Annotated in this window: 21 protein-coding genes; 13 read left to right on the top strand and 8 right to left on the bottom strand. The window is 67.4% G+C overall.

Annotation, left to right across the window (positions count from 1 at the left end; all coding sequences use genetic code 11):
• Positions 1-104: 104 nt before the first annotated feature.
• Positions 105-731, top strand: coding sequence for a dihydrofolate reductase family protein (locus tag ACFU5M_RS29900; RefSeq protein WP_379054237.1), 627 nt, complete (start codon positions 105-107; stop codon positions 729-731).
• Between the two features lie 64 nt (positions 732-795).
• Here ACFU5M_RS29900 and ACFU5M_RS29895 read toward each other — a convergent pair whose 3' ends face one another.
• Complete coding sequence (locus ACFU5M_RS29895; protein ID WP_379054236.1) at positions 796-1,449, bottom strand: DsbA family oxidoreductase; 654 nt, start codon at positions 1,447-1,449, stop codon at positions 796-798.
• Between the two features lie 62 nt (positions 1,450-1,511).
• Between ACFU5M_RS29895 and ACFU5M_RS29890 the strand changes: the two genes are divergently transcribed.
• Complete coding sequence (locus ACFU5M_RS29890) at positions 1,512-1,898, top strand: winged helix-turn-helix transcriptional regulator (RefSeq protein ID WP_379054235.1); 387 nt, start codon at positions 1,512-1,514, stop codon at positions 1,896-1,898.
• A 75-nt stretch (positions 1,899-1,973) separates the two neighbouring features.
• On the opposite strand, the gene ACFU5M_RS29885 is transcribed toward ACFU5M_RS29890, so the two are convergent.
• Complete coding sequence (locus tag ACFU5M_RS29885) at positions 1,974-4,934, bottom strand: AAA family ATPase (RefSeq protein ID WP_379054234.1); 2,961 nt, start codon at positions 4,932-4,934, stop codon at positions 1,974-1,976.
• 359 nt (positions 4,935-5,293) lie between these two features.
• Here ACFU5M_RS29885 and ACFU5M_RS29880 point away from each other — a divergent pair, with 359 nt between their 5' ends.
• Positions 5,294-6,451, top strand: a complete 1,158-nt coding sequence (locus tag ACFU5M_RS29880) for an epoxide hydrolase family protein (protein ID WP_379054233.1) — start codon at positions 5,294-5,296, stop codon at positions 6,449-6,451.
• Positions 6,452-6,555: 104 nt separating this feature from the next.
• Positions 6,556-7,101 (top strand): NUDIX hydrolase, encoded by a 546-nt coding sequence (locus ACFU5M_RS29875; RefSeq protein ID WP_379054232.1) that lies wholly within the window; start codon positions 6,556-6,558, stop codon positions 7,099-7,101.
• Here ACFU5M_RS29875 and ACFU5M_RS29870 read toward each other — a convergent pair.
• Positions 7,076-8,440, bottom strand: coding sequence for a hypothetical protein (locus tag ACFU5M_RS29870; protein ID WP_379054231.1), 1,365 nt, complete (start codon positions 8,438-8,440; stop codon positions 7,076-7,078). The genes ACFU5M_RS29875 and ACFU5M_RS29870 overlap by 26 nt on opposite strands.
• Before the next feature lie 245 nt (positions 8,441-8,685).
• On the opposite strand from ACFU5M_RS29870, the gene ACFU5M_RS29865 reads away from it, so the two are divergent.
• Entirely contained in the window at positions 8,686-9,027 is a 342-nt protein-coding gene (locus tag ACFU5M_RS29865; RefSeq protein ID WP_379054230.1) for a hypothetical protein, read from the top strand.
• Positions 9,028-9,062: 35 nt separating this feature from the next.
• A complete protein-coding gene (locus ACFU5M_RS29860; RefSeq protein ID WP_379054229.1) occupies positions 9,063-9,422 on the top strand; it encodes a hypothetical protein in 360 nt (119 codons plus the stop codon).
• 349 nt (positions 9,423-9,771) lie between these two features.
• Here the strand turns inward: ACFU5M_RS29860 and ACFU5M_RS29855 are convergent, their stop codons facing one another.
• Positions 9,772-11,304, bottom strand: a complete 1,533-nt coding sequence (locus tag ACFU5M_RS29855) for an MFS transporter (RefSeq protein ID WP_379054228.1) — start codon at positions 11,302-11,304, stop codon at positions 9,772-9,774.
• A 75-nt stretch (positions 11,305-11,379) separates the two neighbouring features.
• On the opposite strand from ACFU5M_RS29855, the gene ACFU5M_RS29850 reads away from it, so the two are divergent.
• From ACFU5M_RS29850 to ACFU5M_RS29835, 4 genes are all read left to right on the top strand, one after another.
• Positions 11,380-12,321, top strand: a complete 942-nt coding sequence (locus tag ACFU5M_RS29850; RefSeq protein WP_379054227.1) for a LysR family transcriptional regulator — start codon at positions 11,380-11,382, stop codon at positions 12,319-12,321.
• Between the two features lie 276 nt (positions 12,322-12,597).
• Positions 12,598-13,152, top strand: a complete 555-nt coding sequence (locus tag ACFU5M_RS29845) for a hypothetical protein (protein WP_379054226.1) — start codon at positions 12,598-12,600, stop codon at positions 13,150-13,152.
• Positions 13,149-14,285: a hypothetical protein gene (locus ACFU5M_RS29840; protein ID WP_379054225.1), complete on the top strand. Its 1,137-nt coding sequence runs from the start codon at positions 13,149-13,151 to the stop codon at positions 14,283-14,285. Before ACFU5M_RS29845 ends, ACFU5M_RS29840 begins: the two co-directional genes overlap by 4 nt.
• Positions 14,286-14,288: 3 nt before the next feature.
• Entirely contained in the window at positions 14,289-15,275 is a 987-nt protein-coding gene (locus tag ACFU5M_RS29835; RefSeq protein WP_379054224.1) for an FAD-dependent monooxygenase, read from the top strand.
• 16 nt (positions 15,276-15,291) lie between these two features.
• On the opposite strand, the gene ACFU5M_RS29830 is transcribed toward ACFU5M_RS29835, so the two are convergent.
• From ACFU5M_RS29830 to ACFU5M_RS29815, 4 genes are all read right to left on the bottom strand, one after another.
• Entirely contained in the window at positions 15,292-15,792 is a 501-nt protein-coding gene (locus ACFU5M_RS29830) for a helix-turn-helix domain-containing protein (RefSeq protein WP_379054223.1), read from the bottom strand.
• A gap of 398 nt (positions 15,793-16,190) precedes the next feature.
• Positions 16,191-18,026 carry an adenylyl-sulfate kinase gene (cysC, locus tag ACFU5M_RS29825; protein ID WP_379054222.1) on the bottom strand — a complete coding sequence of 612 codons (1,836 nt, stop codon included), beginning with the start codon at positions 18,024-18,026 and terminating at the stop codon, positions 16,191-16,193.
• On the bottom strand, positions 18,026-18,958 hold the full coding sequence (cysD, locus tag ACFU5M_RS29820) for a sulfate adenylyltransferase subunit CysD (RefSeq protein ID WP_379054221.1): 933 nt from the start codon (positions 18,956-18,958) through the stop codon (positions 18,026-18,028). The genes cysC and cysD overlap by 1 nt, the downstream gene beginning before the upstream one ends.
• 9 nt (positions 18,959-18,967) lie before the next feature.
• Complete coding sequence (locus tag ACFU5M_RS29815) at positions 18,968-19,867, bottom strand: helix-turn-helix domain-containing protein (RefSeq protein ID WP_379054220.1); 900 nt, start codon at positions 19,865-19,867, stop codon at positions 18,968-18,970.
• Positions 19,868-19,951: 84 nt separating this feature from the next.
• Here ACFU5M_RS29815 and ACFU5M_RS29810 point away from each other — a divergent pair, with 84 nt between their 5' ends.
• From ACFU5M_RS29810 to ACFU5M_RS29800, 3 genes are all read left to right on the top strand, one after another.
• Positions 19,952-21,115, top strand: coding sequence for a hypothetical protein (locus ACFU5M_RS29810; RefSeq protein WP_379054219.1), 1,164 nt, complete (start codon positions 19,952-19,954; stop codon positions 21,113-21,115).
• Positions 21,115-21,891, top strand: coding sequence for an SDR family oxidoreductase (locus tag ACFU5M_RS29805; RefSeq protein ID WP_379054218.1), 777 nt, complete (start codon positions 21,115-21,117; stop codon positions 21,889-21,891). The genes ACFU5M_RS29810 and ACFU5M_RS29805 overlap by 1 nt, the downstream gene beginning before the upstream one ends.
• Before the next feature lie 9 nt (positions 21,892-21,900).
• Positions 21,901-22,992: sulfotransferase family protein (locus ACFU5M_RS29800; RefSeq protein WP_379054217.1), on the top strand; the 1,092-nt coding region annotated here is incomplete at its 3' end.

The following is a 22,992-nucleotide window of genomic DNA, read 5'->3' as shown; positions in this document are numbered from 1 at the left end:
GCGGACCCGGCCGCGCGGGCCCGGCACGAAGAACTGGGATTCATGCTCGGGTGGGGGACGGTCACCGATCAACTCACCCAGTTCGTCGAGAGCGAGGTCAAGGCATGAAACTCGCGCTCACCGAGTTCCTCACCCTCGACGGAGTCGGCCAGGGACCCGGTTCACCGACCGAGGACACCAGCGACGGCTTCGATCGCGGTGGCTGGCTGGTGCCCTACCTCGACGAGATGTTCGTTCAGCGCACCTCCGAATGGCTCGATGCCGCCGACGGACTGCTGCTCGGGCGCCGCACCTACGAGGCGTTCGCGCGCGACTGGCCCGCCATCACCGATCCCCGCGATCCCTTCACCGAGCGCATGAACGCCCTGCCGAAGTACGTTGTCTCCAACACCCTGACAACGGGCAGCTGGAAACCGACGACAGTGCTACCCGGCGACCCGGTCGCCACCGTCGCCGACCTGAAACGCCGACCGGGCCGCGAATTGCAGATCCACGGCAGCTCACGCCTCGGCGATTGTCTGCTCGCCGCCGGCCTGGTCGACATCGTCCGACTCGCTGTCGCCCCCACCGTGCTGCGAACAGGAAGGCGACTACTCACCGGCGCCGGCGCGACCACCGGCCTTCGGCTCATCCGCCACGAGGCCACCGGTCGCGGCCTGCTCCTGCTCGAATACGAAGTCGATGGACCGGCGCCACTCGCGGAATTCAACGGCGTCACCCAGTTCGTCTGACCAGGTCGGATGAGCGGGCGTCCGCGATTCGGCAGGCGCGGTCGGTGACCGGCCCGTTCCCGGCCTACGCGTCGCCGCGGCTATGCCATGAGGTTTCGAGGGCGCGTAGGAAGTCTTGCGGGGTCCGGCCACCGCTCAGCACGAATCGTCCGTCGAAGACGAACGAGGGGACACCGCCGACACCGAGGCGGAATGCTTTCTCCCGATCCTCGTGGACGGCATCCGTGAAATCGTTGCCGCGCAGCATCTCTCGCGTGCGCTCCGGGTCCACGCCCGATTCGCCACCGAGCCGGACGAGGGTTTCGGGGTCGCTGAGGACGGCTCCTTCCGCTGTATAGGCGCGCATCAACCGTTCGAGCACGGCCTCACCGTGGCCGACGGTCTCGCCCAGTTTGACCAGGCGGTGCGCGTCGAAGCTGTTGACCGGCACGGCCAGATCGAGGCGGTAGTCCAATCCGGCCGCGGCCGCGAGTTCGGTTACGCCCCTGATGCGCTCGACGGCCTGCTCGCTGGTTCCGCCCAGATCCCGGCGTGACCGTTCGGGCAAGGTGAGGCCTGGTTTGCGCGACAGTCCGGGGTCGAGTTCGAACGCATGCCAATGAACCTGGATCCGCGCGCGGTGATCGAACCGGGACAGTGCCGTCTCGAAGTTTCGTTTGCCGATGTAGCACCACGGGCACAGCAGGTCCGACCACACATCTATCCGCATCATGTCCATGTCTGGAGATTAGGTGGGGAGCTTTCTCATGGTAAGTAGCCACTTTCAAGTAAGCTCTGGTCATGACGGTAAGCTCGCAGGTGGACGCCGATTCCGAGAATTCTGTCTTCCGGCGAGATTGCCCGAGCCGCGACATTTTCGAACACCTCACCGGGCGTTGGTCGCTGTTGGTGCTGGCGGCCCTGCGCCCGGGCTCCCGTCGTTTCCACCAGCTGCGGGACCGTATCGAGGGAATCAGCGAGAAGATGCTGTCCCAGACGCTGCGCACGCTGGAGCGGGACGGTCTCGTGGAACGCACCGTCCTACCGGTCAGGCCCCCGCAGGTGTCGTATGCGCTGACCCGGCTCGGTGAGGAGGCCGCCCGCCATCTCTGCGGCCTGATCAGCTGGATAGGCGCGAGTGCGCCCGAGATCCGCACGGCTCGAGAGTCCTGGGACAACAGCCGGTGACTCGGGCCGAACGGCCGTGCGTGACAACGGCGGCTTTGCCCCTGCCGCGACCGATGGCCGCGCCGCCTTGGTCGGTCAGCCTTCGGAGATGAGCAATCCGCGTTTCCGCGCCGTCGCGGCCGCTTCGGTGCGGCTCGACGCGCCGAGCTTGGTGAGGATTCGCGAGACGTGCACACCGGCGGTGTTGGCGCTGATGAAAAGCTCGGCCGCGATCTGACGGTTGCTCGCTCCCGTCGCCACCAGACGCAGCACATCGAGTTCCCGTGGGGTCAGGCCCGCAGTACCCGCCCGCGGGGTCGTGGCCGGCCGGTTGCCGGAGTGGGCGAGATCGATCCCGGCGCGGTCGCCCAGCTGCCTGGCTTGCTCGGCGAGTGGCACGGCCGCCAGCTCGTTCGCCAGCTCGAGAACGGACCGCAGTGCGCCGCGTGCCGCCGCGCGATCACCCGCCGCCAATTCCGCATCGCCGGATTCGAGCAGGCTGCGCGCCAGCTCATACGGCCGACGCAGGGCTCGCCAGGAAGAAGCCGCCGCGGCCCAGTCGGCGGGACGGCCGCTGCGTACGGCGTGGCAGGAATTCCGGTATGCGGCGTCGACCGCGGTGGTCACCGGCAGCCTTGCCACGACGGAATCCAGAACCAATGGAGCGCAGCGAGTGCGGGCGACCGCCTCGGCCAGTGCCCACGCCTCGTGATGGTGCGCGGTCAGATCGTCCGCGGTCAGTGTCGCGGCGCCGGTCTCGGCGGCACGCTGCGGGTTGCCCGCCGCGTGCGCGATCTCGGTCTGCACGGTGTGCAGTCGGATTTGGTACTGCCTGGCCCAGCGGCGGTCCCCGAGCAAGGGCTGCGCGGCCGCCGCGCTCGTCGCCGCGGCCTCCTCGTCCCCGCGCGCCAGCATGATCCGCGCGTGACACAGCAGTAGCGCGGCGGTGCTCAACGGGGTCAACTGCTCGGTGAGCGATTCATCGATGAGCTCGAGCGCTTCGTTCCAACGACCCAGGGCAGCGAGCGCCTGCGCCCATTTGACCAGCAGAATCGGGGCGGCCTCGGCGAACCGGTAGGTTTCGTGCGCGGCGCGCAGCCCCTGCTGGATCGCGGCGATGGCCGCCTCGTCGGCGCCCGCCGACACCAGCAGCGCCGACTCCCACAGCACCACCGTGAGCATTGTGCCCGGATCTTCGACGGCCTTCGCGACCGCATGCGCCTGTTCGAAATGGGCCATGGCGGCCTCCGGACGGTCCGCGGTGGCAAGCCCGAGGTAGGTGTAGGCGCGCGCGGCCAGCGCCCCGCCGCGCCGGTTGTCGCGAAAGACGCTCGCACTCCGCCTCGATGACCGCCGCTGCCTCGCGGGGGACGCGGAATCCGCGCCGGCGCCTTCCTCGGTCGCACACGGCGCGCCGGGCACCGTAGCAATGACCGGCGAGGTGCCGTTCACGGTCGGCACACCACGTAACTGTTCGGCCACCTCGACGGCGGCGCGGGCGTCGTTCTCGGCCGCAGCCGCCGCGCCGCTGAATACCCGAGCCGCGGCGAGTTCGGCGAGCACCTCGCCGCGCAGCAGGGTCGGCGGGTCCGAGGGAAGACATGCCAGCGCCGCGAGAAGGTCGTCTTCGCCGCCGCCGCTGCTCTGGTTGCGCAGCCCGGCACGGTAGTAGTGCAGCCGGGCGGCACGCTCCGGGTCGCTGCGCGCGTCGGTCGCGGCCAGCGCCTCGTCGGCTGCCGCGATCCCTCGCTCGACGACGCCGCCCCGATAGCAGGCGGCCACGATCGCTTCCACGACATCGACCCGGTCGGCGTCCACTCGGCTCGCCGCTTGCGGCACCCGATCCCACGATTCGAGCACCTGGTCCAGATAGCGCACCTGGACACGATGCGCCCCGATGTCTTCCGCTTCCGCCGCGGCTTCCCACGCGGCCTCGAGTGCCAGCGGCAGCTCTCCGGCGGCATACGCGTGGTAGGCCAGCTCGCCGGAGGGGCATTGCTCCGGATCGTGCTTCCGGTGCGCGGCCAACGCCCGGCAAAGCCTCGTGTGCAGTCTCTTTCGCTCCGCGGGCAGCAGGTGATCGTAGATGGCGTCCCGGATGAGGACGTGCCGGAACTCATAGCCGGTGTCGGTGGGCACCAGCAGTCGCTGGCCGATCAGCTGATGCAAAGCCGCGGTGAGCACGTCCTCGGTGAGATCGCAGGCGGCCGCCAGCAGGGTGTGCCGGACCGGAGACCCGGCCGCCGCCGCGAGCCGCAGCACCGACGCGGCCTGATCGGGCAGGTCGGACAGGTGGCCGAGCAACAGCTCCGACAGCTCGGCGGGCGTATCCTCGGGTGCGGGACCGAGCGCCTCGACGAACAGCGGAATTCCTCTGCTGCGCTCGAAGATTCGTCCGATCGTCCCTGGTTCCGGCTCCCGGCCGCGCAGCGCCGCCAGCTGCCTGCCCACCTCGTGCCTGGTCAGCGGCGCCGGAGAAAGCAGGCGCACGCCCGGGTCGCGGCGCAGGCCCGCGACCAGCTTGCGCAACGGTCCGGAATCGGCGGGCCGGTAAGTGCCGACCAAGAACAGATCGCCTTCGGCGATGTTGGCCACCAGGAAGTCGAGCAACTCCAGGCCGGCCTCGTCGGCCCAGTGCAGATCTTCCAGCACCACCACCAGCGATTTGGTCATCGAGCACTGTTCCAGCACGGTCAGGATCTCGCCGAACAACCGGATCCGATCGGTGTCGGGCTCCGCCGCGCCGGACCGCGCCGCCAGTTCCGGAAGCCAGCGCGCCAGCGCGGGCCGCATCGGAAGTAGCGCCGCGAGCGTCTCCACGCCCTGATCGCGCAGCAGTGCGCGCATGACCGCGACGAACGGAGTGAACGGCACTCCCTTCGCGCCGAATTCCGGACACCGCCCGGACAGCACCGCCGTACCCGCCCCGAGCCGCGTCCCGAACTCCGCGACCAGCCGCGACTTGCCGATCCCCGCTTCGCCGCCGACCAGCACGGTATGCACCGCGGGCTCCCGATAGGCATCCTGCAATGCCGCAAGCTCAGCGGCCCGCCCCACGAAGGCACCGCAAACCGGAAGGCTGACCACGGCGCGATCATGCCCGCACCGGGCGGCCGGTGCCAACTGCGGAAGTCGAATCGGCGTGCGGCGAAGGCCGCATCAAAACTTCGCCGGATAACCCCATCTCCGCCCGGAAGTTCGCGAGTGGCACACCATGGTGAGGTCTTCTCGGGCGATGCCGCAATGGTGCGCCACTCGCGCGCTTCCGGCGGTGGGCGTCCATGGGGTGGGGGGCGCGTTTGCCAGGTTGGTGGGTCTGGCTGGGTCGGCGCCGTTACTCGGCAGGCTGCGTGGGGCCGGGAAATAACGAATTCTCGTGATTCGCCGACCCCCTCGTTACCCGAAGTATCAATGGCATGACGAACACCGAGATTCGCCCCTTCCGTATCGACATTCCGCAGGCTGACCTGGATGACCTTCGCCTTCGTCTGGCCCGAACCCGCTGGATCGATGACCTGCCCGGTAGCGGCTGGGAGCGTGGTGTGCCGATTGCCTACCTGAAGGAGCTGGCCGGGTATTGGGCCGAGAAGTTCGACTGGCGTGCCGCCGAGGCGGAGTTGAACGCCTACCCGCAGTTCACCACCACCGTCGCCGGGCAGAACATGCACTTCCTGCACGTGCGCTCGGCCCAGGAGAACGCCACACCGCTGCTGTTGCTGCACGGCTGGCCGAGTTCGGTGGCCGACTTCCGCGACGTGATCGGCCCGCTCACCGAGCCCGCCGCGCACGGCGCCCCGGACGCGCCCGCCTTCCACCTGGTCATCCCGTCGCTGCCCGGCCACGGTTTCTCCGGCCCGCTCACCGAGCCGGGCTGGAACGACGGCCGGATCGCGGCGGCGCTCGCCGAACTCATGGCCCGCCTCGGCTACGACCGCTACGGCGTACAGGGTGGCGACCACGGCGCCTTCATCGCCCCGGCGCTGGGCCGCCTGGATACCGATCACGTACTCGGCGTGCACGTCAACGCGCTGGTCACCTTCCCGACCGGCGACCCCGCCGACATGGCCGCCCTCACCGACGCCGAAAAGGCGCGATTGGGCGCAATGAAGAAGTTCCAGGACGACGGCTCGGCCTACATGAACCTGAAGGGCTCACGCCCGAACACCATCGCCCAGCTGCTCGCCGATTCCCCGACCGGCCAGCTCGGCTGGATCGTGGAGAAATACCGCGAGTGGACCGACCAGTCCCACGACCTCCCCGAACAGGCCGTCGACCTCGATTGCCTGCTGACCACGGTGAGCATCTATTGGTTCACCGACACCGCCCGCAGCGTCGCGAACCTCTACTACGAGCGCTTCCACGACGCGACCATGTTCGCGCCGAAACCCAAAGGCACCGTGCCGACCGGCGTAGCCGTGTTCAAGGACGGCGACTACGCCATCCGCCGCTTCGCCGAGCGCGCGCACAACATCACCCATTGGTCGGAGTTCTACTCCGGCGGGCATTTCCCCGCACTCGAAGTGCCGGAGCTGCTGATCGGCGACGTGCGCGAGTTCTTCCGGTCGCTGGACTGATCCGGTGAAGTCGGTGGGCAGGCGGTCGTCTCCGCCTGCCCAACGCCATGCCAAGGCCGCTGATGCTCGTCGACGGCCTGCCATGCTGAGATAACGTCGAGCAGGTGAACCGCACTCAGTGGACTATCCACGGCGAGCGTCTAGTGGACGAGAACCGCCACATCCGATTGTCGACCGTGGATGTGGAGCTACCCGACGGAGTCAAGTTCACGCAATACGTTGCGCGTATGCCGCGATGCGCAATGACTTTGGTGCTGAACGACAAGCGCGAGGCGCTGCTGATGTACCGGCATCGCTTCATCATCGACCGCTGGGTGTGGGAACTTCCCGGCGGTTACGTCGACGCTGCGGAAGATATAGCGACCGCAGCAGCACGCGAGGTCGAAGAAGAGACCGGTTGGCGTCCGAGCACGATGGAGCACCTGGTCACGTATCAACCGGCCATCGGCACGCTGGATCAACCGCAGGAGATCTACCTCGCCCGGGGGGCGCGCTTGACCGACACTCAACCGGACGTCAACGAGGCCGAGGACACCCGCTGGATCGCAGTCGAGGAAGCGGAACGGATGATTCAGCGCGGCGAGATCATCGGAGCCGCAACGGTGATCGCGATCTACCGCGCACTCAGTCTGCCCGCCTCGCGATCATAATGACCTGCTGTCGGAATTCTGCAACATCGGGCAGCGCCGCGTGCGCAACAAGACGACTGCGCACTTCGCGCAGGTAGGCAAGTGTGCGTTGTGATTGCAACCCGTCGACGAGTTCAAGCGCTTCGGCACCGACTCGAACGGCTTCGTGTGGATTGCCGTCGGCTAGGGCCGAAGCGAGCAGACAAAGATTGAACGCACGCCCACGGGTGTAGCCGTCCGACATTTTCAACGATTGCTCCGCGAAATGGGCTGCACGGGCGTTGTCGCCTAGGTCTCGGAAACAGTGGGCGGTCTTTGCCGACATGTATGCGTGATCGAAGTAGTCGAGCCAGGGTGGCTGTGCGCCATCCGCCCGACCGAAGGCACGTTCGGCTGCGTTGAGCGAAGCTGCACACGACGAACCGTCCGTGCGCGCAGCATGTCCATGCGCCTCGACCAGATGGCATTCGGACTCGAGCGCCGGAAGTCCAGCTGTCCGCGCGGTGATTTGGGCCGCGCGAGCGAGGTCGATGGCGTCGCCTGCGCGCCCGACGTAGGTTGCTTGGTGACTCATCGCGGCGAGGATTTCGGCACCTAGTCCCGCATCACCTGCGGCGCGTGACATTCGTAGCGCTTGGATCAAGTACCGCTGAGCTAGGCCGTGCTCTTCGAGGTCGTAGGCCGCCCACCCTGCGAGCTTGGTCAATTCGGCAGTGACCGCGAACAACTGGCGGCCGATCGGTTCCGTGTAGCTCGCATGCAGTAGCGGTGTGACCGAACTGTGAAGATAGTGCACAATCGTCGAGCGAACCTTGCCACCGCCGACGCGATTGTCGAGGTCTTGGAACGCCGCGGTCATTGTTCGAACCGCTGCGACTTCGGATTGTCCGATCCGTCGGCAACCTCTTCCGGACACCGGATGCTCCGGTCCCGGCATGGTCAGCCATCGCATCGACGCTGCCGGGTAGACGGCCACAGCATACGAGGAACCCTTCAGGAATCGACGGCGCTCCACATCGCTCCTCCATAACGCGGTCGCAGCGGCCGTCGCCTCTGCAAGGCTCAACGGGAACTCCAGGCCCAGATCAGCTGATTCCTGGCTGCGGGACATGCCGCAGTCCGACGGAACGAGCGGACGACCCACGAGTTCCGTCAGGACCTCCGCGATCAATTCGGGAACCGGTGTATTCGGTTGCTCTCCTGCGAGCCATCGGCCTACCGATGTGTGGTCATAGAACAGTTCGACACCGACGCTGTGTCCACGCTCCACAACTCTACGAGCAAGGCCTTTTCGGCTGATTCGGGTCTCCTCGAGCAATTCCGTCAGCTGGCGATTCGGCACCTTAGGCTTCCGCCCCATGTCGTTGAGTGTGGCATGGGCTGGACAAGCGGTGCCATGATCGAGCGACTGCGCACACCCCCTTTGCACACGTTTACCGCAAACGCACGTCTTTTGCGGTATCGCCTGTGCGGGGTCTTCTTATCCCGGCCTCGGCGCCGGGTGAGTCGGCTTCTGACCCGGCACAACCCAGCTGCTGTGACGTCCCAGGGGGTCGCAATCCCCGGCGCCGGGTGCCATACCAACCAACCAATCGAGGGGCGGACATGGCGGAAATCGCGCTCGGCTACATCCGGCTGGATCAGTCCGGCAGTGACCACGCGGGTGAGGAGCGCGCGATTCGGGCGCTAGCCGAGCGGAAGGGCTATCCCGAGCCGGAAGTGCTGGTGGTGGATCGTGACGCGCTGATGCCGACGCTGCTGCTCGTGCAGGCGATCCGCCGGGTGGGCGCTTCGGTCGTCATCGCTCCGACTCGGGAGCACATCTGGACCGCCAGGCGCGGCCTCACCGAGGAAGTGACGCTGATTGCCGTCGCCCCCGAGCAAGTGTGGGCGCGGGGACATCGGTGGGCACCGTTCGGCGCACCGGAGAGCGGGGCGAAAGCTTGATGTTCGACTTGTCCGGGTTCGGCACAGCCCTGGCTGTGGGGACGGCAGTGGTCGTGGTGCTGCTGATGGTCTTCTTCGCCGCGAGCAGATGGTGGCGGAGGCCGTTGCGTGGTCCGAGCGTCTATCACATCGCCGAACGTGTCGGCCATGAACAACTGTGCCTGCTGGGCTGGCCGCCGTTGGGCTGGCCTGCGGTAGAGCCGAGAGACGGCCCGGAATTCGGCCCCGGCGATGCGCACGCGCTCATGCAGGTTCATCTCGAGTGCGACGCGGACGAATGCTCGTGGAAATGCGCGGCGGTGGAGACCTTACGGGCCACCGGTCGTATGCGGCCGAGCAAGTACCCGCGCCGCCCGCATCCCTCCCGCCCGCGCGGGAGCGATGCGCTGCCGTAAGACGGTGAGGGGCAGGCGGGTCGGCTACCGCCTGTCCCGTCTGAGCACAATCGAATACGTCACCGGCAGCGACGCATCACCCGACCGATGACGCCTCGCGCAGCACCGAGCGCGCCTCCATCAGTGCGAACCCGAGGAGATCCAGCCCTAGCCACTGGGTCGGATCTTCGAGGCGCGGATCGTCGGCGGTCAGTCCGACGCCCCCCAGATACGGTCCACCGGACTCGCTTCGACGAGTACCCGGTCATGGGCCTTCAGCAAGAAGTGCCGAAGTGCGTCGCGGCGACCCGAGCGGACCGCCGGTGGCTTCGATGGCGCAGGTGACCGTGCGCAATCGACCTGCGTGCGATCAGCGCGGTGGGCTAACGACGACCGGAACCCTCCGCCGGGACAGCAGTGACTGCAGGACGACCAGCCCGCCGAGGACGAGCACGGTCACGCCGATCGCCCGCAGGCTCACCTGCGTGCCCGCGACGAACGCGCTGACGACTTCGCGGGCGCGGTCGGGTGTGGTCGCGGCGAGTGCCTGGGCCACGGTGTGCGGATCGTGGTCGGCGCGGATGTCCGGCGGTAGCGCGGCGACGAATCGTGCGGTGAGCACCGTGCCGATGACCGCGACACCCAAGGCGCTGCCGAACTCACGCGTGGTCGCCTGCAGTCCGGCTCCGACTCCGGCCTGCTCCGGGGGTAGCGAACCGGCGATGGCGCCGGACAATGTCGGAAGGGCCAGCGTCACACCGACTCCGGTCACGACCAGCCACGCCGCGTAGGCGAGGTAGGGCGTCTGCGCGTCGCCGGTGGACAGGCCGAGCAATCCGCAGCCGACGAACCCGAACGCGAGCGCGGTGGTCGCGTCCAGACCGATACGCTGCGACAGGCGTCCGACGTGTCGTGCGCCGAGGATGATCGGAACCGTCAGCGGGACGATCCCCAGGCCGGTCCGCAGAACGCCGAATCCTTTGCCGTACTGCAGGAACGACGCGTTGACATAGAACAGCGCGAACATGCCGAAGAAGACCGTCGTCATGCCGAGACAGGCGCTGCGCAGGCCGGGCACGCGGAACAACCGGGGATCGAGCAGCGGGTGCTCGACCTTCAGCTCGACGACGGTCCACACGGTGAACAAGACTGCGGCACAGCCGAAACCGGCGATAACGACCACACTGTCCCAACCCGCCTCCGGGCCTTGGACGATACCGAGCAGCAGCGCGACCGACGCACCGACGAGCAGCACCGCGCCGAGCGGGTCCAGCCGGCGCTCATGGCGCGCCGACACCGGCGCGACCCGACCCACGAGTGCGACGAGAACCAGCGAGATCGGTACGGCGGCGGCGAACAACCACCGCCACGATCCGCCCGCCAGGATCGACCCGCCGCCGACGTTGCCGAGGACTCCGCCGATGCCGGTCATCGAGGCCCAGGTGGCGATCGTCGCGCCCTTGCGTTCGGCGGGTACGGCGTGCAGCAGAACCGACAGTGTGTTGGGCAGCACGGCGGCGGCGCCGACACCCGTGATCGCACGGCCCGCCAGAAGCAGGGCCACGCCGGGCGCTGTCGCCGAGATCAGGGCACCCACCGCGAACAGCGTCAGGCCCGCGAGCAGCACTCCCTTGCGCCCGAAGCGATCCCCGGCGGCTCCGCCCGGAATGACCAGGCAGGCGAACACGATCACATACGTGTCGACGATCCACACCAGCGCCGACGCGGACGGATGCAGTGTGCTCGAGGCGAGCATCGGGACGGCGAGGTTGATCGCGGCGACCATCCCGACGACGAGCACCACGCAAGCGCACATGATCGCGAGCAGGCCGCGCTGGGCGCGGGGACGTGACGGGTCTCGTGGCGACGCAGCGCGATCCCGGAGCATGACATTGAACGGCATGTCCCCGACGGTAGGTACCTCGGTGGTCTCCGCACCACGCAACTTTGTCAATACATACTTGCGTAGGATGCAACTATGCCCGAGCAGCTGGATCTGAACCTCCTGCGCGTATTCGACGCGCTGCTGCAAGAAGGCGGCGTCACGGCGGCTTCCGAGCGCCTGCATCTGTCCATCCCCGCGACCAGCCGGGCGCTGGGCCGGTTGCGACGGGCGATGAACGATCCGATCCTGGTACGTGCCGGGCGCGGCATGGCTCCCACGCCCTTCGCGCTGCGCACCGCGCCGCGGGTGCGGTCACTGCTCGACGAAGCGTCCGCACTGATCAGCGCCGACCGCGAGGTCGCGATCGGCGAACTCGAGCGCACTTTCACCATTCGCATCAACGACGGCGTCGCCGCGACCCTGGCCGCGACAGCGGTCGAAGCCACGGCCGCGGTCGCCCCCGGCGTGGTTCTTCGTTTCGTCACGGAGGGCAACGAAAGCGCCGAGGCTCTGCGCGACGGTTCGGTCGATCTCGACATCGGCGTCGGCGACGCCGCGGGTCCCGACATCCGCACCGCCGTGCTGTACCGGGAACGAATGGTCGGCATCGTCCGCGCCGACAGCCCGCTGGGCAGGCGCCGTCGCCCGACGTTGCGGCAACTGTGCCGGCATCCCCATGTCTCGGCCTCCCGGCGCGGTCGCGCCCGCGGACCGCTCGACGACGCCCTCGACGTGGTGGGCTTGCAACGCCATGTCGCCGCCGTGGTGCCGACCTTCGCCGTCGCGGCGCTGCTGGTCTCCTCGAGCCGTTACGTCGGCCTCGTCCCGCAGCGCCTCGCCGAACAGTACGGCCGGACCCTCGGCATCCGCTGGTTTCCCCTCGCCGCGGCCCTGCCGGAAATCGAGGTGCGCCTGCTCTGGCATGCCCGGCTCGACGCCGACCCGGCTCAGCGCTGGCTGCGCGAGACGATTCGCGACGCGTCGTGCGAGGCCGGCGCCGCGAGCTCGGCGGAGTCCGTGCGCCCGGCCGAGTGAACCGCGTCGCGTCCGATCAGGGACAGCTGGTGCGCCATAGCCGAATCGGCGCGAATGCGGGACGTTCCAACGCGATTCGATCGGTGCCCTCCGATCGCGGCGGTGGTAGTTTGAACGCCGAACCGGCCGGGCACGGGGGTTCTGTGACCACGATGGTCGATCAGGCGCGGCGCTCGGCATCGTTTTCGTACCGTTCGACGGACCGGTTGCCGAGAGTCGGGCGGTGGGGCGGGCTGCGGGGTGTGAGGTCTGATGAGTTCCGTATGGCGCGGGCGCATGAGACGCTCGGCGGGTGACGGGGCGGAGTTCGCCGACAGCGGGCCGAACGAGGGCTCTCGTTTCATCCCGAGTCCCGCGCTGGTGCGTGAGGTCGAGCATCGCACCCGGCTGCTGCTCCAGCGCATGAAGGTGCGTGAATTGCTGACCATGCGCCAGCTGATCGAACGCTATTGCGAATTCACCGGCGCGACGGTCCTGCTGCAGGAGAAGCTGCTGCCGGTCGATTGCTTCTTCGCGATCACACTGAAGCTTTCGGCGCCGCCGGACACCTACGTCATCGCCTATCAGAAGGCGACACCCGCCTGGCATCAGGACCACGGGATCGGGCACGAGTTCGGGCACATCATCGCCGGGCATTACGAGAGCGAGAACGTGCACCGTCATTCGACGATGTCTCCGAAGATGGAATGGGAGGCGGAATACACGGCGAACTTGCTCGCGCGGTGGGCATATGAGGTGGGCAGGGTGCTCGACCGGCAACGGGCGCTGCGTCCGCTACAGCGGACCGAAGACCTGTCGCTTCCACTGCAGGAGAGAATGGGCTGGCTGTGATCTACATACCGCACGGGTGGCTCATCGCGGCGTTCACCGCGGCCATGATCTGGAAGGCGAGTCAGTACCGCCGGAACAGGGACGTCGCTCTTCTCGCGGTCGTGGGTGCCTTCTTCTTCCTCGCAACGGGATATGCCTTCGGCGAGTACGTCCAGGATCGTTCGGATCCGTGGTTGCTGACCGCGATGGGGTACGAATTCGTCGGTACCGTCGTGCTCATGGCGTCGAAGGTCTGCATCGTTGCGTTCTTCGTGCTGGCTTCCCGGCGCAGTGCGCAGACGAGGAAAATACTGATAGCGCTGAGCATTCCGTTTGTCGGGTCGGTGATCGTCATGGCCGCGTGCGCGGTCGCCGCGGGCTCCGACGGGAAACCCTATGGATTCGCCGACCCCGCCGTGGTCGGTTTCAGCCTCGGGGAAAAAGTGATGACGTTGCCGACGGGGATGCTGATCGTTTTCTACTGCTTCGCATACTTGCGATTGCTCTCGGGGACACCGGCACACGGAATCGTGCTCGCCGCGATAGGGGCGGTGCTGATGCTGGCCGCCACCGTGACGTTCACGATCCAGCTCGGGCACTACGCGGTATCGGCACGGCCACCGCGCTCGCTCGTGGTGCTGGGGCGGTGGGAGGTCTATCTCGGGCAGCTCGTGTTCCTGCTGGGGGTTTCCTGGTATGGCTTGGTGATGCGTATTCGAGCTGTGGTCGTCGGCCTCGGAGCACTGCGCGACGTTCTGCTGCTGTGGCGGCTGTGGCGTTTCGCGGTGGGCGTGATCACCCGGTTTCTTCCCGAACGGCGGATGCCCGCGTTCCGTGTCCGGCAGCCCTTGGCGGCCGTCATGGAATGGCGTCAGACGATGATGGTCGACATCCGTGATGCGCTGATGCTGCTCAGCCCCCAGATCGATCCGGCCTCGACCGCCACCGTCTCCGGGTACGCGCGCGAACTGCAGCGCGTCGCCGCGGCCAATCGCGAGCGGCCGGTGCTGTACGGCGAGCCGCACCGCGCGGCCGTGGACCAGGCTGATACGTTCGATGCCGACCGCAAACTGCTCGTGGCCTTGGCGGCCGGCCTGGGGGAGAACATGGTTCGGGTGCGTCGGCAATGGGCTCCGCCCACGGCGAAGGTGTGACGGATGTTTCGAGCGGAGATCATCGGATGCGGTATCGGAGGGGCGTGCGCGGCTCTGGCGATGGCGAAAGTCGGTGCCCGAGTGCGGGTTTACGAGACCGCTGCGCGCACCGCCGAGGTGGGTGGATGGGTTACCCTCGGCCCTGCGGCGTCGACCGCGCTCGATCAGATCGGAGTGGGGGAGAAAGTCAGGGCGGCCGGATTTCCGGTCATCAGTGTCAGCACTGTCGACACGCTCACCGGGCGAACGGGTTCCTTCGCCCGGACCGAGCCCGGTCATCGCTGGTCCAGTACCCACATCTGGCGTAAGGATCTGCTGGCCTTGTTGCGAGAAAGCCTGGAAGAAGCGGACATCCCGTGCGATTACGGAACTCGGGCCGATCCCGGCGAGCGCACGAGTGAGCTGCTGGTCGGCGCGGACGGTGCTCGTTCGGCCACTCGGCGCATGCTCGGTGATACCCGGGAGCCGACCTACACGGGCCAAACGATCCGGTACGGACATTGCCCGGTAGCGGTGCCAGGGCTTCCGGCGCACGTGCTGCACTTCTGGTCGCATCCCGACGGGGTCGCGGGCTATGTGGGGGATGAGCGCGATGGATCGTTCTGGTTCAGCAGGCGCAACGTCGCGTCCGGGGCGACGGCCGATCCCGACCTGTTCCTCGACGCGCTGCGGGCGACCCCGGTGGTGCAGGTGCTGGAGCGTTCCGAGGTGAGCGCACCGATCGCGCTGTATGAACTCGAACCCGAAGGCAACTGGCACAACGCGGACACCGTCCTGATCGGCGATGCCGCGCATGCTGTTTCGCCGGCGGCGGGGCGGGGGGCGACCTCCGCCATCGAGGATGCGGTCGTCTTGGCGAAGACCCTGCGCAGTGCGAACTCCATCGCGGCGGCGCTGGAGTCCTATACCGAAGTTCGCCGGCCGATCGCGCAGGCGACCTATCGGCCGGGTGCTGCTCCGAAAGTTTCGGCGACGGATCTGCGACTCTGATACGAGCGATAGCCGATCACTCAGCCCGAGGTTTCTCGTCGTCCTCCGGAGCGGCCGGTCGGCGATAGAGTTCGTGCTGCTGGAGATCGCGCAGGATATTGCCGACGATGGCGCCGAACGTCGACCTGCCCAGCTCGTTCAGCGTGCCGAGTTCGGACAGGCGGAAACCGATCGCCTCCACGCCCGCCTCGGTAAGCTCCGCGGCCAACCGCGATTCGACGTCGGCTTGCTGTGCGGCCGCGCCGTCGAGGAATTCGCGCACGTCCACGCCCAGTGCCACGGAAATCCCCTCGATGGTGCGGAAACTGGGATTGCGGACACGCCCGAGCCGGATGTGCGAGACCTGGGCCGGGCTCAGCGGATAGCCGAGCGCGGTCGAGCGCTCGGCGATGTCTTTGTTGGAGTAGCTGCGTGAATCCCGCTGCTGGACAGCGGCGATCACCCGATTGAGGTGCCGCGCGATAGGACCGGCGTCCTCCGTCGGCTCCTCGCTGCTCTCATCTCCCTCGCCAGACACGAGCTGTGTCACCAACCTCCCGATTCGGCTGTCACCGTGCGAACATGGTATCCGCAATAAAGGATCAGAGCGCAGCGGCTAGGCACCTAGCGCTTTACAATCTGATCCTATCGCTCTACGCTCGTATCCGAACCGATTACGGAGATGTCACCGGAAGCCGGCTTCGTGTATCGACTATGGAGGGGATAGCCGATCCACGAAGCCGGCGTTGACGTTTGCTTGCGGACAGTGTCCGCGTCCCTTGTGGCGATCGCTGCGACGGAGCCGAGGGGATACTTTCGATATGGCCGTTATCTGCGGAAAGGCCGTCCGATGGGTGTCGGACCATCAGCCAGGCGTCATCGAGGTCGAGTTCACCGACTTCGACGGTGTGACGCACACCTTGGTCGACAAGCAACTCAGTCCATCCGGTTCAACCTCGCGAGAATGGTCGCGGCCATCGATGCCGGATCGCCGTGGTCGGGGCGTAGAACGATGTCTGCTTCGGTCGGTGCTTCGTACGGGTCGTCGATGCCGGTGAAGCCGCGGATTTCACCTGCCCGTGCCTTGGCGTACATGCCCTTGGGGTCGCGGGCTTCGCAAATCGCCAGTGGCGTATCGACGAACACCTCCAGGAACGGGATGCCCGCCGCGTCGTGGGCGGCGCGGACGCGGTCGCGGTCGGCGCGGTAGGGGCTGATCAGCGAAACCACGGCGACCACACCTGCTTCGGCGAACAGTTTCGCCACTTCGCCGACGCGGCGGACGTTCTCCTCTCGGTCGGCTGTGCTGAACCCGAGATCCGAGTTGAGGCCGTGGCGCAGGTTGTCGCCGTCGAGAAGGAACGCCGGGCGGCCCGCCGCGACCAATCGGCGCTCCAACTCGACCGCGACGGTCGACTTTCCGGAGCCGGACAGGCCGGTCAGCCAAACCGTCAGGCCGCGGGTGGCGCGCTCGTCGCGCTCGACGGCGGTGGAGTGCCAGACCACCCGCGAGGAGGGCAGGCTCGAGCCGGTGATCATGCCCGCGGCGACGGTGTTGTTGGTGGTGTCGTCGACGAGGACGAAGCTGCCGGTGGCGCGGTTGCGGCGATACGGGTCGAACAGCAGCGGTTGCCGGGTGCGCAGCTGAACGCGGCCGATCTCGTTGAGCGACAATGCTTCCGCGTGCTCGTCGCGATGCAGCGTGTTGACGTCCAGCCGGTAGTCCAGCGAGCGCACCTCGGCGGTCGCCGCGCGGGTGGTGTGCCGGATGGTGTAGGTCGCGCCGGGGGTCAGCTGGGCGTCCTCGGCGAACCAGCACACCATCGCGTCGAGATCGCGGCCCGAGGTCGGGCGGTTGTTCGGACGGCAGATCAGGTCGCCTCGGGAGATATCCAGTTCGTCGGCGAGCTGGATGGTGACCGCCTGCGGCGGATACGCTTCCGCGACCGGCGCGCCACCCGGGCCCCAGATCGCCTCGACCGTGGTGGTGAATCCCGACGGCAGCACGGCCACTTCGTCGCCCGGCTTGAAGACTCCGCCCGCCACGGTGCCCGCATACCCACGGAAGTCCTGCGCGTGGCTGCGGGTGACGTACTGCACCGGGAAGCGCGCATCGATCAGGTTGCGGTCCGAGGCGATGTGCACCTCTTCGAGATGATGCAGCAAGGGAGTGCCTTCGTACCACGGCATGCTCGCGCCACGGTGCACGATGTTCTCACCGTGCAGCGCCGATAGGGGAACGAAGGTCAGGTCGGAGACGTCCAGTTTGGAGGCCCAGCGGGCGAACTCCTCGCGGATCTCCTCGAACCGCTCCTGCGACCAGTCCACCAGGTCCATCTTGTTCACGCACAGCACCAAGTGCGGGATGCCGAGCAGACTGGCCAGGAATGCGTGCCGCCGCGTCTGCTCCACCACGCCCTTGCGGGCGTCGACCAGGATCAGCGCCAGGTCGGCGGTGGAAGCGCCGGTCACCATGTTGCGGGTGTACTGCACGTGCCCCGGAGTGTCGGCGATGATGAATTTTCTTCTGGGGGTGGCGAAATAGCGATGCGCCACGTCGATCGTGATGCCCTGTTCGCGTTCGGCGCGCAGGCCGTCGGTGAGCAGGGCCAGGTTGGGATAGTCGTCGCCGCGGTCGCGGCTGGTGCGCTCCACCGCGGCGAGCTGATCGGTGAACAGCGTCTTGGAATCGAACAGCAGCCTGCCGATCAGCGTCGACTTGCCGTCGTCGACGCTGCCCGCGGTGGCCAGGCGCAACAAAGTGGTCGTCATCAGAAATAGCCTTCGCGTTTGCGGTCTTCCATGCCTGCCTCGGAGATGCGGTCGTCGGCGCGGGTGGCGCCGCGCTCGGTGACCCGCGCCGCGGCGACCTCGGCGACCACCTCCGCGGGTGTTGCCGCGGTGGACTCGACGCAGCCGGTGCAGGTCGCGTCGCCGACGGTGCGGAACCGCACGGTGGCCTCGTACGGCTCCTCGCCGTCGAGCAGTTCGAGAAAACGGGTGTGCGCCAGCAACATTCCGTCGCGCTGCACCACCGGCCTGCGGTGTGCGTAGTACAGCGGCGGCAATTCGATGCCTTCGGCGGCGATGTAGGTCCAGATGTCCAGCTCGGTCCAGTTCGACAGCGGGAACACCCGGATGTGCTCGCCGGCGCGATGCCTGCCGTTGTAGAGGTTCCACAGCTCGGGACGTTGCCTGCGCGGATCCCACTGGCCGTACTCGTCGCGGAAGCTGAACACCCGCTCCTTGGCGCGGGCCTTCTCCTCGTCGCGGCGCGCGCCGCCGAAGACCGCGTCGAACGCTCCTTCCTGGATCGAGCGCAGCAGCGTCGCCGTCTGCAAGCGGTTGCGGGAGGCGCGGGGCCCGGTCTCTTCGACCACGCGTCCCGCGTCGATGTCGTCCTGGACTCGCCCGACGACCAGGCGCAGGCCCAGGCGCGCCACCGTCTGGTCGCGGTAGGCGATCACCTCGTCGAAATTGTGCTCGGTGTCGATATGCAGCACCGGAAACGGCAGCGGCGCGGGCCAGAAGGCCTTGGCCGCCAGGTGCAGCATCACCACCGAATCCTTGCCGCCGGAGAACAGCAACACCGGTCGCTCGAATGTCGCTGCCACTTCACGGAATATGTGCGCCGACTCGGCCTCGAGCGCGTCCAGATGGGGCAGCTCGTAGGTGCTCGCCGTCGACTTCGCGTACTGGCTCACACCGCAAAACTAGAACACGTTTCGGTTGTTGGTCAATGGCTTGCGCCCACCCGAGTTCGCCGTCACCGCATCGGCGGCGTCCACCAGCGCAACGCCGCGCCGGGTGATCTCGGCCCCGGTGATGGACCGGCCGACGTACATCGTGAGCACCATGTTCTGCCTGCCGTCGCCGTCGTAGGTCGGTGCGGCGAGCAGACTCACCGCGTGTTCTTTGCGCGGCCGCAGATCGGAGCCCAGGTACACCCGCTCGCCGAGGCTCGTCACCAGCTCACCGACCAGTTCTCGCAGTTCGGGGGGGAGATCACGGTCGGCGACTCCGGCCAGCAGCGAGTACAGCCGCCGCCCGGCCGTGGTCATGCTCTCCACCAGGAATCCGCGCTCGCGGCATTCGGCGACGACCTGGCGCAGCCGCGCCTCGTCCTGCCGTAGCGGCACCGCGGGCGGCTTGGCCAGCCAGGCGTCGAATGCCGCATCGGTATCCCAGAGCACGTACATCAGGCCGACCGGCGGCGCGAAATGGTAGGCCGCGCCCACCTTCACCAGGCCTGGACCGGTGCTCTCCAGCACCATGATCTGCTCGCCGACGACGGCCGATGCCGTGCAGGTCGTGTGGTACTGCGTGGAAAGCTTCTCCAGCTCGACGCGGGCGAGCGCGGAGATGGCGAAACTGTCCTGCGCCACCCGGCCCGCCGCGATCAATGCCGGTCCGAGTCCGTAGGTGACGGTGCCGGCGTCGCGGACCAGGTAGCCGCCCGAGGTCAGCTCGGTGAGGATGCCCAGGCAGGTCGGCTTGGCGAGGTCGAGCTCGCGGGCGAGTTCGGAGAGCCCGAAGCGTTTCCCGCGCTGTTCGACGAAGAAATCCAGGACCTGAACCACCCGGGCGGTGGGCGCGGACCGTCGGCCGACCATTGACCACTCCTAGAACACGTTCTAATCTTGCCTTAGTTGAAATGTACCAGAGTGGTACATATTTGGAACACCGGAGAGAGCCTCTTGTTGACACAGCCGTTCGCGGACGCCATCGCCGCCGCCGAGCAGATCATCACCGGAGCCGCGCACATCCGCACCGAACAGGACCTCGTCGAGGGCTACGACTATCTGGCGGGCAGCATCCGCGCGTCGTTGCAGATGGCCTGGGCCTACGAGCGGGACTTCCCGTTCTTCGTGATGTCCACCGGTCCCTACACCAAGATGGGCCTGGACAACCCCGACACTCTCTACTTTCATTCCTATCTGCGGCCGGATGCGGAATACGTGGTCACCGGCACCCGAGGCACCACCCGGGACCTGAGCTTCCAGGTGCTCAACGGCAACTATTCGCCGGTGGACGTGCCCGACAGTCTCACCGCCTTCGACGATCGCGAACTCGACATCCGGCCGGACGGGTCCTACGAGGTCCGGTTCGGACCGGGCGAGGCGGGCCCCGGCTACGTGCACCTGGGCGCCGACGCGGCGATGCTCGTGGTTCGCGAGGTGCACAGCGATTGGGCGACCGAGAAGGCTGGCACGATCCGCATCCAACGGGTGGACCGGATCGGTGACGCGCCGCCGCCGCCGACCAAGGACGTGATGACCAAGCGGTACGGCGTGGCGGGCAAGATGCTGGTGTCGCGATTGAAGACCTTCCTCGCCTTCCCGGAGTGGTTCTATCTGAACCTGCCGGTCAATACGCTGACCGAGCCCAGGCAGACCCCTGGCGGGCTGAGCACGCAGTTCTCCTCGGTCGGTCACTACGATCTGGACGACGACCAGGCCATGATCATCACGGTGCCGAAGTCGGATGCGCCCTACCAGGGCTTCCAGCTCGGCAGCATGTGGTACTTGTCGCTGGACTACATCAACCACCAGACCAGTCTCACCGCCGACCAAGCGCACGTGGACCCGGACGGGATGATCCGGCTGGTGGTCAGCGAGCGCGACCCCGGCCTGGCCAACTGGATCGAGCGCACCGGGCACGCCAGGGGATATCTGCAGTTCCGCTGGCAGCGGTTGTCGCGGGAGATGAAACCGGACGACGGGCCGACCGTGGAACTCGTCTCCGTCGCGGACCTGCCCGATCGTTTGCCGTTCTACGAGCAGGCGCGCGTCACGCCCGAGCAGTGGCGGGCCCGGATCGCGGCACGTCAGGTCGCCGTCGCGGAGAGGATGCTCGGCTGATGTTGTTGCAGGACAGAGTGGTCGTCGTCTCCGGTGTGGGACCGGGACTGGGGCGCGCCATCGCCGTGCAGAGCGCGAAGGCGGGCGCGGACCTGGTGCTCGCCTCCCGGACCGAGTCGCGGCTGACCGAGGTGGCGAAGGAGATCACCGAACTGGGCAGGCGCGCGGTGGTGGTGCCGACCGACATCAACGACGAGGCGGCGGCGGCCCATCTGGTGGAGGCCGCGCACAGTGCGTTCGGCAAGGTCGACACGCTGGTCAACAACGCCTTCGCGATCCCGCCCATCGTGGACCTCGCCGACGTCGACCTGGACCAGGTGCGTGCGGGCTTCGAGACGAACGTGCTCGCCGCATTGCGCCTGACCAGGCTGTTCGTCCCCGCCCTCGCCGAAAGCAAGGGTTCGGTCGTGATGATCAACTCGGCGGTGCTGCGCCACTCGCGGCGGACCTTCGGACCGTACAAGATGGCCAAGGCCAGCCTGCTCGCGCTGGCCCAGAGCCTGGCCACCGAACTCGGGCCGAAGGGTATCCGGGTGAATTCCGTCGCGCCCGGCTATATCTGGGCCGACAACCTGAAGTGGTACTTCAACTACCTGGCGCAGCAGCGGGGGACCACCCCCGAGGAGGTCTACGCCGAAACCGCGAAGACCACCGACCTGCGCAAGCTGCCCGAGCCCGACGAGATCGCCGACGCTGTCGTGTTCTTCGCCTCCGCCATGGCGCGCGCGATCACCGGCGCGTGCCTGGACGTCAACGCCGGCGAATACCACCACTAGGAGATGACCGTGATCGGTAGGGACGACGTCGGAACCATCGACGATCTGCACGCATCGGCGACGAAGGTGGTCGGGCTGGACGATTTCGGCACCGACGACTACCGCGAGGGACTCGAGGTGCTGCTCGAATCCTTTGCCGGGGACGCCGAACTCACCCCGTTCGGCAACAAGGTGAACCGCGCCTTTTTGCGCGGCGCTCTGATCGCCCGGCTGCTCAGTGAGGCGGCCTGGAAGCAGAACCCCCAGCATGCCGACGTGGCGATCGAACGGCCGATCTTCGTGACCGGCCTGCCGCGCTCGGGCACGACGGCCGTGCACCGCCTGCTCAACGCCGACCCGGCGCATCAGGGCCTCGAGATGTGGCTGACCGAGATGCCGCAGCCGCGCCCGCCGCGCGAGACCTGGGCGAGCAACCCCGTGTACCAGCGTCTCGCGGCCGCCTACGACAAGCACCACGTAGAGCATCCGGAATTCATGGGCGTGCACCACATCTCGGCCGACCAGGTCGAGGAGTGCTGGCAGCTGCTGCGGCAGTCGGCCATGTCGGTGTCCTACGAGTGCCTGGCCTACCTGCCCACCTATTCCGAGTGGTTGCGCGACCGGGATTGGACGCCCGCCTACCGCAGGCATCGGCGCAACCTCCAGTTGATCGGGCTGCCGGACGCCGGAAAGCGGTGGGTGCTGAAGAACCCGAGCCACCTGTTCGCGCTGGACGCCATCTTCGAGGTCTATCCGGACGCGCTGGTCATCCAGATGCACCGCGATCCGCGCACCATCATCGCGTCGGTGTGCAGCTTGAACGAGCAGGCGACGGCGGGCTGGTCGGAGAAGTTCCGCGGTCCGGTGGTCGGCGCGACGCAGCTGGATCTGTGGGCGCGCGGCGCGGAGCGGTTCCTCGTCGACCGCAAGCGCCATGACGCGGCGCAGTGCTGCGACGTCGACTACGACGCGTTCGTCGCCGACCCGATCGGCATCGTCGAGTCGATCTACCGGCACTTCGGGCTGCCGCTGACCGACGAGGCGCGCGCGGCGATGGCCGCGTTGCACTCGGAAAGCACGTCGGGCGCCGCGCGTCCGGCGCACCGCTACACCCTCGATGAT

The sequence above is a fragment of the Nocardia sp. NPDC057455 genome (assembly GCF_042802775.1).
Classification (GTDB): Bacteria; Actinomycetota; Actinomycetes; order Mycobacteriales; family Mycobacteriaceae; genus Nocardia.
This window is presented reverse-complemented; position numbering and strand designations above follow the sequence as displayed.

Excerpts from the sequence above, each read along its gene's own strand:
- ACFU5M_RS29900 (WP_379054237.1), top strand. The coding sequence starts at position 105 with ATGAAACTCGCGCTCACCGAGTTCCTCACCCTCGACGGAGTCGGCCAG.
- ACFU5M_RS29895 (WP_379054236.1), bottom strand. The coding sequence starts at position 1,449 with ATGGACATGATGCGGATAGATGTGTGGTCGGACCTGCTGTGCCCGTGG.
- ACFU5M_RS29890 (WP_379054235.1), top strand. The coding sequence starts at position 1,512 with ATGACGGTAAGCTCGCAGGTGGACGCCGATTCCGAGAATTCTGTCTTC.
- ACFU5M_RS29880 (WP_379054233.1), top strand. The coding sequence starts at position 5,294 with ATGACGAACACCGAGATTCGCCCCTTCCGTATCGACATTCCGCAGGCT.
- ACFU5M_RS29870 (WP_379054231.1), bottom strand. The coding sequence starts at position 8,440 with ATGGGGCGGAAGCCTAAGGTGCCGAATCGCCAGCTGACGGAATTGCTC.
- ACFU5M_RS29865 (WP_379054230.1), top strand. The coding sequence starts at position 8,686 with ATGGCGGAAATCGCGCTCGGCTACATCCGGCTGGATCAGTCCGGCAGT.
- ACFU5M_RS29855 (WP_379054228.1), bottom strand. The coding sequence starts at position 11,304 with ATGCCGTTCAATGTCATGCTCCGGGATCGCGCTGCGTCGCCACGAGAC.
- ACFU5M_RS29850 (WP_379054227.1), top strand. The coding sequence starts at position 11,380 with ATGCCCGAGCAGCTGGATCTGAACCTCCTGCGCGTATTCGACGCGCTG.
- ACFU5M_RS29845 (WP_379054226.1), top strand. The coding sequence starts at position 12,598 with ATGAGACGCTCGGCGGGTGACGGGGCGGAGTTCGCCGACAGCGGGCCG.
- ACFU5M_RS29835 (WP_379054224.1), top strand. The coding sequence starts at position 14,289 with ATGTTTCGAGCGGAGATCATCGGATGCGGTATCGGAGGGGCGTGCGCG.
- cysC (WP_379054222.1), bottom strand. The coding sequence starts at position 18,026 with ATGACGACCACTTTGTTGCGCCTGGCCACCGCGGGCAGCGTCGACGAC.
- ACFU5M_RS29815 (WP_379054220.1), bottom strand. The coding sequence starts at position 19,867 with ATGGTCGGCCGACGGTCCGCGCCCACCGCCCGGGTGGTTCAGGTCCTG.
- ACFU5M_RS29805 (WP_379054218.1), top strand. The coding sequence starts at position 21,115 with ATGTTGTTGCAGGACAGAGTGGTCGTCGTCTCCGGTGTGGGACCGGGA.